The sequence below is a fragment of the Pseudorhodoplanes sp. genome (assembly GCF_035565855.1).
GTDB lineage: Bacteria > Pseudomonadota > Alphaproteobacteria > Rhizobiales > Xanthobacteraceae > Pseudorhodoplanes.
On sequence record NZ_DATMRX010000377.1, the window covers coordinates 1 to 13,662 of the forward strand.

Consider the following 13,662-nt stretch of genomic DNA (forward strand, 5'->3'; position numbering starts at 1 on the left):
AAGTTTGCGCGCATGCAGGTCCCAAGCGGCAACGTCGATCGCCCCGAGCGCGATCAGATTGGGGCCGGGACCGGTGCGGTTGAAGCTGGCGTTGATCTTGCGCCACAGGGCTGCCGGCGGGGGGAGGGTCTGGCCGTCGACGAAGCGCGCGACTTGCTCCTGCGCGGCCTTGAGGGCGACGCGGCCATGGCCGCCGATCACATAGGAGAAGCCAAGCCCGGAGGCACCGTCCGCATCCGTCAGCTCGACAACGATGACATCGACAGCGGAGACGCCCGACCCTCCAACAGCCTGTTCCAGCTTATAGGGGATAAGCCCGATGCGCGCCCGTACAGTCATGTCAGCTCGACGGTCAGCGGATTGTAGGAATAGAGCCAGCGATTGCGCTCGTCGCCCTGATTGCGCTTGGAAAATTCCGCGCGGATCGCCTCCTGCGACGGCAGATGGAACAGGCGTCGGTTCTCAGTAGAGGTTTTCACGATCCGCGCCGTGCGGTCGACGCGGTTCCGCTGATACAGGTCGAGACCTTCCGCGATGGACGGGGCCTGTCGCAGCGCGCGCGCCAGCACCGCGCCGTCCTCGATCGCCATCGCCGCACCCTGTGCGAGATAGGGCAGGGTGGCGTGCGCCGAATCGCCGAGCAAGGTCGCGCGCTTCGTGCTCCAGTTGCGGACCGGCAGACGGTTATGCAGCGACCAGCGATAGCACTGGTCGCGGTCGGCGGCATCGATGATGGTCTGGATCGCCGGATGCCAGCCCTCGTAGTCCTTCTTGAGCAATTCCCAAGGGAATTTTTGCGTCCAGGATTCCTCGGAGGCGAGCTCGGTCTCGATGATGCCGACGAAATTCAACAGCGCGCCGCCGCGCAGATAATAACAGACGGCATGACCGCCGGGTCCCATGAAGACCGACATGACCTGCGGCAGGAACGGCTTCGGCAGCCGCTCGATGGGCACCGTGATCCGCCATGCCGCGTCGCCCGTATAGGTCGCGGGAACTTCGCCGACGATCTGGCGCGCGATGGTGGACTTCAACCCGTCGGCGCCGACCAGGATGTCGCCCTCGGCGCTCGATCCGTCGGCGAAATGCAGGGTCACGGAGCGGTCGGTTTCGGTAAAGCCCGTCGCCCGGCGGTTGAGATGGATCAGGTCAGGCTTGAGCTTGTAGGCTGCCGTGGCCAGCAGATCGTGCAGATCCGCGCGATGAAGTTGCACATAGGGCGCCCCGTGCTGGCGGCGATGTTCCTCGGCCAGCGAAAATTCCTGGATCACCTCGCCTGTGTCATGCAGCCGGAACACATAGGCGCCGGGCTGCACCCCGAGGCGCAGAATGTCGCTCTCGAGGCCCAGATGCCGCAACACGTGCATCGGATTGGCGCTCATCTGGATGCCGGCGCCGACCTCCCCAAGGGCGGGGGCCTGCTCGTAGACCTCGACATCGTAGCCCGCCTTCAGGAGACAGGATGCCGCGGCAAGCCCCCCAAGTCCCGCTCCGACAATCAGAATTTTTTCGCCTGCCATGCCTCATTCCGCCCAGTCACATGCGGGCGGAAATTGGCATTTAAGAACAATTCTGCGCAACCACCCTGTGCGCATGGCGGCGCCCCTTTGGTTGCACGCAGCGTGGGGTCTCGGCGCCGGCTCAGGTCACGAGGCTGATCGCCACCGGCAGCACCTCATTGAAGCCGCGATAGATCATGTCGAGCGCGACATAGAGGATGACCGCAAGTCCGACATAGGCGATCCAGCGGTGCTTCTGCAGCAGATTGGCGATGAAGCTCGCCGCCACGCCCATCAGCGCGATCGACAGCACGAGGCCGAAGATGAGGACGTAGGGGTGGTCCCGTGCGGCGCCTGCAACCGCAAGCACGTTGTCGAGCGACATCGACACGTCGGCGATCACGATCTGCCAGGCCGCCTGGGCGAAGGTCTTGCGCGGCGCGCCGGGGCGGGCCGCGATCGTGCCGTCAGCATTGATGTCGACATTGGACAGCGCTTCTTCCGCGTCGACCATCTGCTCGTGCGGCGTGCGCAACTCGCGCCACATCTTCCAGCACACCCAAAGCAGCAGCAGGCCGCCGGCGAGCAGCAATCCCACGATCTGCAGAAGCTGTGTGGTCAGCAATGCGAAGATGATGCGCAGCACCGTCGCGGCGATAATGCCGATCAGGATTACCTTGGTCCGCTGGTTCGCGGGAAGGCCCGCGGCCGCAAGACCGATGACGATGGCGTTGTCTCCCGCCAGAACCAGGTCGATCATGATGACCTGGAGAAAGGCACTGAGAACCGAAGGCGTAATGAGGTCGAACACGACCGGACTCCTCTTGTGTTGAAGGAATGGTCCGGTCGGCGATTGCAGGATCCAAGAATCCCAAACCTGGCGGGGCCATTCCTTGCGGAATTCCAGTCCGACATCGCGACCTGCTGCAGGTCGCCAGAGGGGCCCGGCCTGGATGAAAGCGTGTTTCGTCTATGGGGTCGCTAACCCCAGCAGCTGCGAAACCTGACCTGATTGACTGAAGGCGCCGGCGGCGGCGCCGAGCAACACGCAGGCCCCGGCAAAGTCCCAGATCGTGACCGTTGCGGCGGGGCGCGGAGTGCCGGACAGCCAGCCGAGCGCCGCCGAGAGCGCGGCCACGGCGAATGCGAAGGCTGCAAGCGCCGGCAGCAGCACTGCGGACGGCAGATGCGCGGCGAGCGCGACAGCCGGCAAAGCGGCGACCGCGGCGATCAACGGGAGGTCGATCGACGACAACGAGGTCCGCAACAGCGGTATGCGACCCGCCAGATCGCGCTTCATGTCCAGCTCCGCGAGATGAGCAGCAACGCTGTCATCACCGCTCCAAGCTAGGCGCTGTCGCGCGCGCCGTGCATCCGCATCGGTTGGGGCGTAGAAATACGGATGGAAGGGCGCGCGCCTCGGCCGGCGACCGCCTGCGGAGCTTGCAATATCAGGACGTCAGGGCTCGATCCGCCCGAGGCGGATCGCCTGGCGCACCAGCACCGCGACGCTTTCCGCCTGCATTTTTTCCATGATCTGCGCGCGGTAGCTTTCCACGGTCCGCGTCGAAAGATCGAGGCGGGCCGCGATCGCCTGGCTGGTGAAGCCTCCGGCGACGAGGTCGAAAATCTCGACCTGCCGGGGCGTCAGCCTAGCGAACCGTTCGGCGAGATCATCGCCTTGCCGCGCCGAATCCTGTGCGCTGAAGACGCGCGCCAGCGCGCGGTTGATCGCGGCGACCAGCTTGGCGTCGTCCACCGGCTTCTCGATGAAGTCGTCGGCGCCGGCCTTGATGCCCGCCACCGCCATCGGCACGTCTGCATGCCCCGAGATGAGGATGACCGGGATGGCGATGCCGCGTTTGGCCATCTCGCCGACAAGCGCAATGCCATCCATGCCCGGCATGCGCACGTCGGCAACGACGCAGCCGGGCCGCGTTGTCTCGACGGCATCGAGAAAGGCCGCGGCCGAACCGAACACGTCGACCTTGAAGCCGAACACGCTCAGCATCTCTCCGATCGCGTCGCGTACGGACGGCTGATCGTCAATCACGAATATGGTGGGGGCGGTCATGTCCTGCGGACCCGGGGGGAGTGTTGTTATTGAAGGTCTGCCGGCGGTTCAAGCGGAAGCCAGAACCGGAACTCGGCCTTGCCGGGGTCGCCGGATTGCAGCCAGATCTGGCCGCCATGCGCTTCGATAATGGCGAGGCAGATCGACAGCCCCAATCCGAGACCCTCATCCTTTGAGGTCGTCATCGGGTCGAACATCCTGTCGGCGAGATGTGGCCGGATACCGGGTCCGTTGTCGCGCACCGCGATTTCGATCCGTGCCGGTTCGGCCAGCAACTCGCCCGAAATCCGGATCACCCCATCCGTCTGTTGCGCGCCGGCGATGGCCTCGGTGGCGTTGCGGATGAGATTGAGTACCACCTGCTCGATCTGGATCTTGTCGCCATGCGCCATCGGGAGGCCCTCCGGAATCTCGGAGACGATTTCGATGCCGCGTGCATTGGCGTCGGGGCGCGCCAGGATCAGCGCATCGTCGATCATGGTGCGGATATCGAAGCTCGAGACATGCGGCCGGCCGCGCCGCAGGAATTCCCGCATGCGGCGCATGACTCCGCCGGCATGGTCGATCTGGGCAATCGCATTGGCGATGTTGGTGCTGGCGCGCGGCAGATCGGGCGACGTGTTATCGATGATATGCTGCGCCGACCGGGCGAGGGCGCGGGCGGCGGTCATCGGCTGATTGATTTCGTGCGCCAGCGCCGAGGCCATGCCGCTGACCAGCGTGAAGCGCGCGGCGCGGCTCGACTCAATCTCCTTGTCGCGCAAGCGCAGTTCCGCGAGACGCCGCAAGGCATCGGCGTTCTGACGCTCGCTGACCACGGCGCCTACGATGAGACCTGTGCCGGTCAGCACCAGCATCAGCGTCTGCATCTCGGTAAAGGCCTGCGCGTCGTAACCGAAATAACGCATCAATCCGACCAGCGCGAATTGCGTGATCGCCAGCGCGATGCAGGCTCCATCGAAGCCATGACGCACGGCGGCCAGCACCACCGGCACGAACAGCAGATAGAAATAGCGAAGCCCGCTGCCGCTCTCTCCGCTGACGATGACGAAAAGCGCGACGCAGCACAAAGCCGCGTAAAGCGAGATCTCGATCGCGAGCGGACGGGAATAACCTGACAGCCTTGCGTCGCCCTGCATCAGCCGGACCAGCCGCAGCGTCAGCGGCGTGATGACGACGATTCCGATGATGTCGCCGAGCAGGAGCGGTGTCGCGGCGGTCAGGACATTGCCGAGTTCGATGCGGTGATCGAGCAGGAGAAGAAGGGCGACCAACGTCGAGCTGACCACGGCCGCGATGATTCCGGCCGTCAGCAATGTGAGCAGGTCGCGGAGATGATGAAGGCCCGCGTCGAGACGGAGCGCCTTGCGGATGATGATCGCGGCGCTGCCATAGACCACCGATATGATCGCGGCGATCGCGATGATGATCGGCCATTGCAATGTGGTGCGGACCACGAACAATTCCGCCGCGATCATCCCGACGAACAGCACCGGCGCATAGGCCGGTCCCCACAACAGCAGGAACGCGAACACGACGCCGAGGCCCGGATTCCAGGGCGTGATCGGGACGCTCATGAATTCGTGGATCGAGCTCAGCCATTCGAGCGCAACGAACGCCGCCACCAGCACGGCGCCGAACGCGATGCGCGTGATCCAAAACGGGGAATGGCTGACCGAATTCAAGCCGCCGGTCAGGGATCGAACCGTAATCGTCATATTGGACCCGGCGTCCTTGCCCACCGTGTGGGCGTGGGATGCAGTTTACAGGCTGGCGCGGCTCTCTTGCCATCGCAAAACCGCTTCCATATCGTATCCGCATGATCTGGCTAGGGGCTTGATTTCAATCGGGCATTCGACGCCGCACGAGCCGTGGGAAACGCGGCCTTTGGGAGGATTTTGAGACATGTCTGAGGCCTCGCTTCGCGACGACAAGACGGCTTTTGCCGCCGATCCGGCCACCACCGGAAAGATGAAGGTGTCGAAGCCGATGAACGGCGAGCAGTTCCTCGACTCGCTGAGGGACGGGCGCGAGATCTACATCTACGGCGAGCGGGTCAAGGACGTCACCACGCATCCGGCGTTCCGCAATACCGCGCGGATGGTCGCTCGCCTCTATGACGCCCTGCACGATCCCAAGCACCAGGACAAGCTGCTGCAGCCGACCGATACCGGCAATGGCGGCATGACACAGGCCTATTTCAAGGCGCCGAAGACTGTCGCCGAATCGGTTGCCGGGCGTGACGCGATCGCCGAATGGGCGAAGATCACCTATGGCTGGCTCGGCCGCGCGCCGGATTACAAGGCCGCGTTCCTCGGCACGCTCGGCGCCAATGCCGACTTCTACGATCCGTGGCAGGAGAATGCCAAGCGCTGGTACCAGTTCTGTCAGGAGCGCGTTCCCTTCGTCAATCACGCGATCATCCATCCGCCGGTCGATCGCAATCGCCCGCCGAACGAGGTCGGCGATGTGTGCTGCCATGTCGAAAAGGAAACCGATGCCGGCATCGTTGTGTCCGGCGCGAAGGTGGTCGCAACCGGCTCGGCGCTGACCAATTACACCTTCGTCGCGCATCACGGTCTGATCCCGGTGCAGGACAAGAATTTCGCGGCGATCTTCATGATCCCGACCAACGCGCCGGGCGTGAAGCTGATTTGCCGGACCTCCTACGAGATGACATCGACGGCAATGGGCTCGCCGTTCGACTATCCGCTGTCGAGCCGCATCGACGAGAACGATGCAGTGTTCATTCTCGATAAGGTGCTGATCCCCTGGGAGAACGTGTTCTGTTACGGGGACATCGAGAAGGCCAATAACTTCTTCCCGCGCACCGGATTCCTGCCGCGCGCCCTGCTGCATGGCTGCACGCGCCTTGCCGTGAAGCTCGACTTCATCGCCGGCCTGTTGCTGAAGGCTGTCGAAGCCACCGGCTCGAAAGACTTCCGCGGCGTGCAGGCCAATGTCGGCGAGGTGCTGGTGTGGCGCAACCTGTTCTGGGGCCTCACCGAAGCGATGGCGCGCAACCCGAAGCCCTGGGTCGGCGATTACCTGCTGCCGGATATCGAACCGGCCGGCGCGTATCAGATCGTCTCGACCATGGCCTACACCAAGGTCAAATACATCATCGAACAGACGGTGGCCTCCGGCCTCATCTATCTCAATTCCTCGGCGCGCGACTTCAAGAACCCGGAAATCCGGCCGTATATCGACAAATATATGCGCGGCTCGAACGGCTATGACGCGGTCGATCGCGTGAAGCTGCTCAAGCTTCTATGGGACGCCATCGGCTCGGAATTCGGCTCGCGTCACGAGCTCTACGAGATCAATTACGGCGGCTCGACCGAAGAGATCCGCCGCTACGTGCTGTTCGGTGCGATGGCCGGCGGAACGGCGAAGAACCTGCAGGGCTTCGCCGAACAATGCATGGCGGAATACGATCTCGATGGCTGGAAGGTGCCCGATCTCGTCGATCCGGACGAACTCAGCTACCACGTGATCCGCAGCGCCAGCTCGGTGTCACCGCAGATTGCTCGCGAGCAGGAATCGGCGCCGCGGCAGCACAGCATGTCGAATCCCGGTACCGATTTTTCCAGCAGCAATCAGTCCGGCGGCTTCCGCAATCCGTACGCGGTGCCGTGATCACCCTCCCCTGGAGGGGATGGGTCGCTGGGAAGCGAAGCGAGCAGCCGGGTGGGTGAACCGTCAAAAAAGGCTCACCCACCCCGTCTCGCATTTCACGTTGTTCGATGCTCGCCGACCTCCCCCTCCAGGGGAGGGTAACGAGCTGGCGACGCGCTAGCGGAGATTATTTCTCGACGCTGCGGGCGTATGAATTGGCAAAGCCGCCGGCCGGGTCGATGCTTTCGTGATGGGCTGCGGCAGGCTCGGCCGGCGCCTCGGGCGCGGGCTTTTTCGGCGCGAAATCGTAGGACACGGCCCGTGCATACGGGTTGTAGAAACCGCCCATGGTCTGGCCTCTTTGAAGATCGGCATCGCCCTCGGGCGAGTGCCGCATGTCGTCCCGCGCGGGCGCGATGGTACGGGCGAACGGGTTAACAAATCCCCCCGTAGCCATGGCCGGCGCGGCCTCGGACACCTGCGCGGGGCCAGTCTTTTCGCGCTCCGCCTTCAGCCCGAGATAGGCGCGGGCGATCGCCGCGTCCTTCTGCATTTGCGCGGCCGTGCCCGACGAATGGATGCGGCCATTTTCCAGCACGTAAACGATGTCGGCGAGTTGCAGGCTCTGGTGCGCATTCTGCTCGACCAGCACCACGGCTTGCCCGCCCTGCGTGATGGTGCGCAATGTCGCGAATAATTCCTTGATCAGCCGTGGCGACAGGCCGAGCGAGGGCTCGTCGAGCAGGAGGAATTTCGGCTCCGACATCAGCGCGCGGGCGATCGCCAGCATCTGCTGTTCGCCGCCGCTCATGGTCTTGGCGAGCTGATTGCGCCGCTCCGCAAGGCGCGGGAAGGTCGCGAGCTGCTTCTCGAGCTGGCGCGCCTCGTCGGCACGTGCCCGCTTGGGATAGGAGCCGAGCTTGAGATTGTCGATCACCGTCATGTCGCCGAACAGACGGCGGCCTTCCGGCACGAGTGCGATGCCGGCGGAGACGATCCGGTGTGACGGCTCGTTCTCGATCGGCCGGTCCTCGAACAGGATGCGGCTGCCGGGCTTGGCCTGCACGAGCCCGGCAATGGTCTTGAGCAGCGTGGTCTTGCCCGCGCCGTTGGCCCCGAGGATGACGGTGGTCCGTGCCGCCGGAATCTCGATCGAGACGTCGTGCAACGCCTCGTGCTTGCCATAGGCGACGCTGACATGCTCAAGCCGCAGCATCTTCGGCTCCGGTATCGGTTCCGAGATAGGCCTGCATCACTTGCGGGTTGGAGAGCACCGCGTCCGGCGTGCCCTCGGCGATCTTCTCGCCCGCATTCATCACGACGCAGGTGTCGCACAGGGCGCGGATCGCCTCCATGACATGCTCGATCATGACGATGGTGACGCCGTCTTTCCTGATCTGACGGATCAGTTCGATGCCGACCTGCAATTCGGTGGGATTGAGACCCGCCAGCCATTCGTCGAGCAGCAGCAATTGTGGGCGGGTGGCGAGTGCGCGCGCGAGTTCGACCCGCTTCTGGTCGATATAAGTGAGTTGCGCGCCATACATATGCGCCCGGCCCGCAAGGCCGACGCGGGCGATCAGGGCTTCGGCCTCGTGCTCCGCGGGTGCGGGCCTTGCGGGCTCGGCGCCGAACATCCGGCCAAGCATCACATTTTCCAGCGCCGTCATGCCCGGCAGCACGCGCACGAGCTGAAAGGTGCGGGCGATCCGCGCGCGGCAGATTTCGAACGAGCGGCGGCCCAGCAATTCCTCGCCGCGGAAGCGGACCGAGCCGGCATCGGCCGGAAATTCCGCGGTGATGAGGTTCAGCACAGTGGTCTTGCCCGAGCCGTTCGGACCGATCAGTCCGGCGATGGTGCCGCGCCTGATCTCGAACGAGATGTCGCGCACCGCGACAAGCCCGCCGAAGGCCTTGCGCAGCCCGCTGACGCCGAGCAGCGTTTCCTGTGCGCGGGTCATGCGGTTGCCGCTTTCTTCGTGCGCAGGGTGTCGCGCAACCGGTACCAATAGCTCTCGATCAGCGGCGCGAGCCCACCGGGTATGAAATAGACGATCACCACGAAGCACAGTCCGAGTGCGATGCTGAAATGGTGCGGGAAGGTGCCGGCGAGGAATTCGGACAGCAGCACCAGCGGGATCGCGCCGACCATCGGCCCCCAGTATCGGCTGACGCCGCCGAGCAATGCCGCGATCAGGACCTGGAACGACCAGGAATTGTTGAAGGCGATGCTGGCATCGATATAGGGATAGCGCAGAGCCAGCGTGGCGCCGACCAGCGCCATCGCCGAGGCCGACAGCGCAAAGCATAACACCTTCACCCATGTGGTGTTGATGCCGGTATGCCGCGCCACGGTCTCGTCCTCGCCGATCGCGCGCAAGGCATAGCCGAGGCGAGACTGACTGACGTACCAGCTGCCGACGATGGTGATGAACGCGACGGCCAGCAGCGTCAGATAGATCGTCACATTGGACACGTCGGAGAAAATGTAACGCGTCGCGGTCTTGTTGATCTTGATCTCCCACCAGTTGATGACCTGGTGCACGAGTTCAGTCAGGCCAAAGGTGAAGACCACGAAATACACACCGCGCAATCTGAGCGTCGACAGGCCGATCACGATCGCAACCAGAAAGCTGATGACCGCCGCGGCGACGAGCGCAAGGCCGACCGGGATGTAAACGTGCGTGATCGCCAGCGTATAGATGCCGATGCCGAAGAACGACGCCGTGGCCAGCGAGATGTAGCGGGTCGCCCCGGAAAAGAACGACCACGCGGTGGCGAGCGCCACATTGGCAAACATCAGCAAGAGGAACGAGATTGTGTAACTCGATGCCACGAGCGGGAGGAGCGCGAGCGCCGCGCCCACGAGCACGAACGCACCGATCAGCCAGCGATTCTTGTCGATGATTTCAGGCACGGGTGAACAATCCGGTCGGCCGCACCAGCAGGATCAGCATGAACAATGCGAAGTTGATGGCGATGGTGAGCGCGGGATCGATGAGATAGCCGCCGAGCGATTCGACGACGCCGAGCAGAATGCCGGCAGCCAGCGTTCCGGTGACGCGCCCGACGCCCGCCATGATCACGACGATCAGCGCCTTCAGCGTGTATTCGACGCCCGAGGTCGCGCTGAACGAAACGAAGGTCGAAACCAGCATGCCGGAGACGGCGGCAAGCGCGCCGCCGGCGGCGAAAACCAGGGCGGAATGCTTGCGCACATCGATGCCGACGAGCCCCGCCGCGACCGGATCGATGGTGATGGCGCGCAAGGCCGACCCGATCCGCGTGTAACGCAGGATCACATAGAGTGCGAGAGCCAGGAGGCACGCGCCGAGAAACGCCACCAGCCGGTTCAACGCGATGGTCGCGCCGAAGACATGCACGGGCACTGACAGGTAGCTGTAGCCGCGCAGGTCGCCGGACCAGTTCACCAGCGCGATGCCCTGAAAGACGAAGAACAGGCCGAATGTCACCAGCACCGCATCGGCATCGAGCGCGTCCTGATCGGGTGCGCGCCTGATCAACGGCACCATCATGAAGCGGTAGATCAGCCAGCTCAACGCGAAGGCGATGGGGACGCTGATAAACGCGCTGAGGAAGGGATTGAGCTTCCACAGCATGATGGTGAAGAAGGCGATGAACGCGCCGCCAACGAAGAATTCGCCGAAGGACAGGTTGAGAATGCGGGCGATGCCGTATTGCAGGTTCAGGCCAAGCGCGATGAGGCCGTACATCCCGCCGAGAAGCAGCCCGTTGAGGAAGACTTCGAACAGGATCACTGAAGGGCTTCCGTCAGGTCAAAATGACCCGTTGTCATGCCCCGCGAAAGCGGGGCATCCAGTTACAACCGAGGCAACCCGTTTTGCTGGATCGCCCGCTTTCGCGGGCGATGACAGCGTTTGTAACTTACGACCACGCCGGCTTCGGGAAGAGCGGCTGACGTGCGCCGGCCTTGTCGGCGGGATAGACGCCCACGACTTCCCCGTTCTGCCACTGACCGACAGCCCAGGGACTGGTGTTGCGCTGATCCTTGTAGGAGAGCTCGCCCCACAATGTCTTGAACTTGTCGCGCGCGATCGCGTCGCGGATCTTCTTGCGATCGATCTCGCCGACATTCTCGATGGCCTGCTGCGTCACCTGCAGCCCGCTATAGACGTTGATCGCGCCGGCCTCGGACGGTCGGTTGAACATCGCCTGATGAGCCTTGTTGTATTCGGCCATGCCGGGCTCGTCGGGATTGAGGCCGCCATAGACGAAGATGCCGTTGACGTTGTTGCCGTACTTGCCCTTGAGGCCGGGGAATACGCCGCCGATCGCGACATACATGATCTTCGGATTGAAGCCGACGATCTTGCATTGTTCCGGCAGCATGAAGGTGTCCGGCGGGTAGCTCATCGCGATGAAGGCGTCCGGGTTGGCCGCCATCGCCTCGCGGACCAGCGGCTGCAGGTCGGACGAACCGAACGGGTAGCTCTTGTTGTAAACGACGTCGACGCCGTTCTTCTTGGCGGCCTCGAGGAACGCCCCGTTCATCTCGACACCGAACTCGACATTCGGATGGATGACGGCCGCCGTCCCCTTGATCTTGCCCTCTTTCTTCAAGTCGCCCATCCACTTCGCGAGCGGCGCGGTGGACTCGGTCGGCTGAGAAATATTCCAGAACGCGAACGGCCATTTCGGGCCGAGGGTGTAGGTCTTGTTGGTGGTCGCGGTGGTGTAGATCACCGGATATTCGTATTTGTTGGTGACCGGGGCCGAAGCCAGGTTCATGTGGCTGGCATAGGGACTGAGGATCATGTCCACCTTGTCCTGCTGGATCAGCCGCTCGGTGAGCTTCAGCAATTCGTCGGGCTTGCCCTGATCGTCATAAGCGACGAATTCGATCGGCACCTTCTTGCCGAATTTCTTCAGCATGATGCCGCCATCGTCATTCACCCGCTTCTGCCACAGCTTGTATTGCGACACGCTGGTGGATTCGGCGCCCGGTCCGAGCGGACCGGATTGGGTGATGGCGTATCCGAAGCGGATGCTTGAAGGCGCGGACTGCGCCTGAGCATAGACGGTGGGCAGGGTCGAGGCGCCAACCAGCGCCGCGCTGCCTTTGACGAAGGCACGTCGGTCCATTGTGTATCCTCCCGGTTGTCTCGCTGCGATGCGCGCCGGCTTCTGTGGCCGGCTGTCACACCGTACGTCTCGTCTTGACCGAACGCGCGCCGCAGCGCGTGCGGTATCGCTTCAAAAAACGCGCGGATCAGCCCATGAAGCGCGCCACGGCATCAACCGCCTCCGGCCGTTCCAGATGCACGAGATGGCCCGCGCCCTTGTAGATCTGGATATCGGCGTTGGGGATGAACTTGCGCCAGGTTTCCGCCTGCCCCGCGGGGATGATCTTGTCTTCCTCGCCCCAGATGATCTGGGTCGGCACCTTGATGCGGTGCAGATAGCGCATGAATTTGGGATCGCCCGGATGTTCCCAGAACAGCCGCGCCACCGTTCCGGCTTCGCGATAGCGATCGCCCATGAAATCGAGGTCGGGCTTTTCCGGCAGCTTCTTCTTTAGCACCTCGAAATCCGAAACCAGAAGGCCCGGCACCGCTTCGCCCGGCACGGCAAGGATGTCGAGCATCGGGTTCTTGGGATCGATCAGTCCCGCCGGCGCGATCAGCGACAGCTTGCGGATGCGGTGGCCATGTTCGCTTGCGAATTTCGCCGCGAGATAGCCGCCCATTGACAGTCCGACCAGATTGAACCGGTCGAGACGCAGCATGTCGAACAGCTCGAGATAATGCATGACGTAATCATGCATCGTGGTGAATGACGGATCGTCGCCGGATTCGCCGAAGCCCGGATGATAGGGGGCGATCACCCGGAAGCGGTCGGTCCAGCGCTCCGCGAAGTCGAAGCCGTCGACCGTGCCTGCGCCGTGGAAGAACACCAAGGGTTCGCCATGACCTGCGGTATGTACGACGGTCTTGACCCCGTCGACGGTAAGTGTCTGACGCTCGAACTTGCTCATTGCTTTCCCTGCCCTTACTCGGCGGCCAAACGTTGCGGCGAGCCAGCGCGCTGGCGCAGGCGCGGCATCACCTCCTCGGCAAACAGCGTGAGGTTCTTCACCGTCTTCCAGTGCGGCATGTCTGCGACATGCATCACACTGTTGATGTGGTTCGTCTTCATGCGCGCGCTCCACTCGCCGATGTCGTTGGCGACCTTGTCGGGCGTGCCGACCGAGATGAAGAAGGACGAGGAAATCGCCTTGAAGTCAAAGCCGCCATGCATCTTGTCGGCGGTAGCGGCGCGCACCTTGAGCTGATCGACCGACAGATAACCCGGAGGGGCGAGATATTGCGGAATGGTGCGCGCGTAATCCTCGAAGAAGCGCTGCAGATGCGGGATGTACTCCTTCTCCGCCTGCTCCTGGGTCTCCGCCACATAGACGAATGTCAGCAGCGGAAGCTGATCGGGCCGGAT

At 63.3% G+C, this 13,662-nt stretch carries 14 protein-coding genes; 1 reads left to right on the forward strand and 13 read right to left on the reverse strand.

The window, feature by feature from the left end; all coding sequences use genetic code 11:
- The 6 genes from VN004_RS21950 to VN004_RS21975 all read right to left on the reverse strand — a co-directional run.
- A partial coding sequence (locus tag VN004_RS21950; protein ID WP_325614327.1) for a hypothetical protein occupies window positions 1–339 on the reverse strand: 339 nt, incomplete at its 3' end.
- The gene (locus VN004_RS21955) at window positions 336–1,520 is read right to left on the reverse strand and encodes an FAD-dependent monooxygenase (protein ID WP_325614328.1); all 1,185 of its coding nucleotides are present in this window, start codon (window positions 1,518–1,520) and stop codon (window positions 336–338) included. The genes VN004_RS21955 and VN004_RS21950, both read right to left, overlap by 4 nt.
- 121 nt (window positions 1,521–1,641) lie before the next feature.
- Window positions 1,642–2,310, reverse strand: coding sequence for a TerC family protein (locus VN004_RS21960; protein ID WP_325614329.1), 669 nt, complete (start codon window positions 2,308–2,310; stop codon window positions 1,642–1,644).
- A gap of 159 nt (window positions 2,311–2,469) precedes the next feature.
- Window positions 2,470–2,799 carry a hypothetical protein gene (locus VN004_RS21965; protein WP_325614331.1) on the reverse strand — a complete coding sequence of 110 codons (330 nt, stop codon included), beginning with the start codon at window positions 2,797–2,799 and terminating at the stop codon, window positions 2,470–2,472.
- A gap of 159 nt (window positions 2,800–2,958) precedes the next feature.
- Window positions 2,959–3,573, reverse strand: coding sequence for a response regulator transcription factor (locus VN004_RS21970; protein WP_325614334.1), 615 nt, complete (start codon window positions 3,571–3,573; stop codon window positions 2,959–2,961).
- A gap of 26 nt (window positions 3,574–3,599) precedes the next feature.
- Window positions 3,600–5,291, reverse strand: coding sequence for an ATP-binding protein (locus VN004_RS21975; RefSeq protein WP_325614336.1), 1,692 nt, complete (start codon window positions 5,289–5,291; stop codon window positions 3,600–3,602).
- Between the two features lie 187 nt (window positions 5,292–5,478).
- Here VN004_RS21975 and VN004_RS21980 point away from each other — a divergent pair, with 187 nt between their 5' ends.
- Window positions 5,479–7,212, forward strand: coding sequence for a 4-hydroxyphenylacetate 3-hydroxylase N-terminal domain-containing protein (locus VN004_RS21980; RefSeq protein WP_325614338.1), 1,734 nt, complete (start codon window positions 5,479–5,481; stop codon window positions 7,210–7,212).
- A gap of 166 nt (window positions 7,213–7,378) precedes the next feature.
- On the opposite strand, the gene VN004_RS21985 is transcribed toward VN004_RS21980, so the two are convergent.
- From VN004_RS21985 to VN004_RS22015, 7 genes are all read right to left on the reverse strand, one after another.
- The gene (locus VN004_RS21985) at window positions 7,379–8,407 is read right to left on the reverse strand and encodes an ABC transporter ATP-binding protein (RefSeq protein ID WP_325614340.1); all 1,029 of its coding nucleotides are present in this window, start codon (window positions 8,405–8,407) and stop codon (window positions 7,379–7,381) included.
- Window positions 8,394–9,152 carry an ABC transporter ATP-binding protein gene (locus VN004_RS21990; RefSeq protein WP_325614342.1) on the reverse strand — a complete coding sequence of 253 codons (759 nt, stop codon included), beginning with the start codon at window positions 9,150–9,152 and terminating at the stop codon, window positions 8,394–8,396. Before VN004_RS21990 ends, VN004_RS21985 begins: the two co-directional genes overlap by 14 nt.
- Window positions 9,149–10,108: a branched-chain amino acid ABC transporter permease gene (locus VN004_RS21995; protein ID WP_325614344.1), complete on the reverse strand. Its 960-nt coding sequence runs from the start codon at window positions 10,106–10,108 to the stop codon at window positions 9,149–9,151. Before VN004_RS21995 ends, VN004_RS21990 begins: the two co-directional genes overlap by 4 nt.
- A complete protein-coding gene (locus VN004_RS22000; protein WP_325614346.1) occupies window positions 10,101–10,970 on the reverse strand; it encodes a branched-chain amino acid ABC transporter permease in 870 nt (289 codons plus the stop codon). Before VN004_RS22000 ends, VN004_RS21995 begins: the two co-directional genes overlap by 8 nt.
- 127 nt (window positions 10,971–11,097) lie before the next feature.
- Window positions 11,098–12,315 carry an amino acid ABC transporter substrate-binding protein gene (locus VN004_RS22005; RefSeq protein ID WP_325614348.1) on the reverse strand — a complete coding sequence of 406 codons (1,218 nt, stop codon included), beginning with the start codon at window positions 12,313–12,315 and terminating at the stop codon, window positions 11,098–11,100.
- A 127-nt stretch (window positions 12,316–12,442) separates the two neighbouring features.
- A complete protein-coding gene (locus VN004_RS22010; protein WP_325614350.1) occupies window positions 12,443–13,207 on the reverse strand; it encodes an alpha/beta hydrolase in 765 nt (254 codons plus the stop codon).
- Window positions 13,208–13,221: 14 nt separating this feature from the next.
- Window positions 13,222–13,662 (reverse strand): hypothetical protein (locus VN004_RS22015; RefSeq protein ID WP_414710387.1); only part of this gene is annotated, 441 nt, incomplete at its 5' end.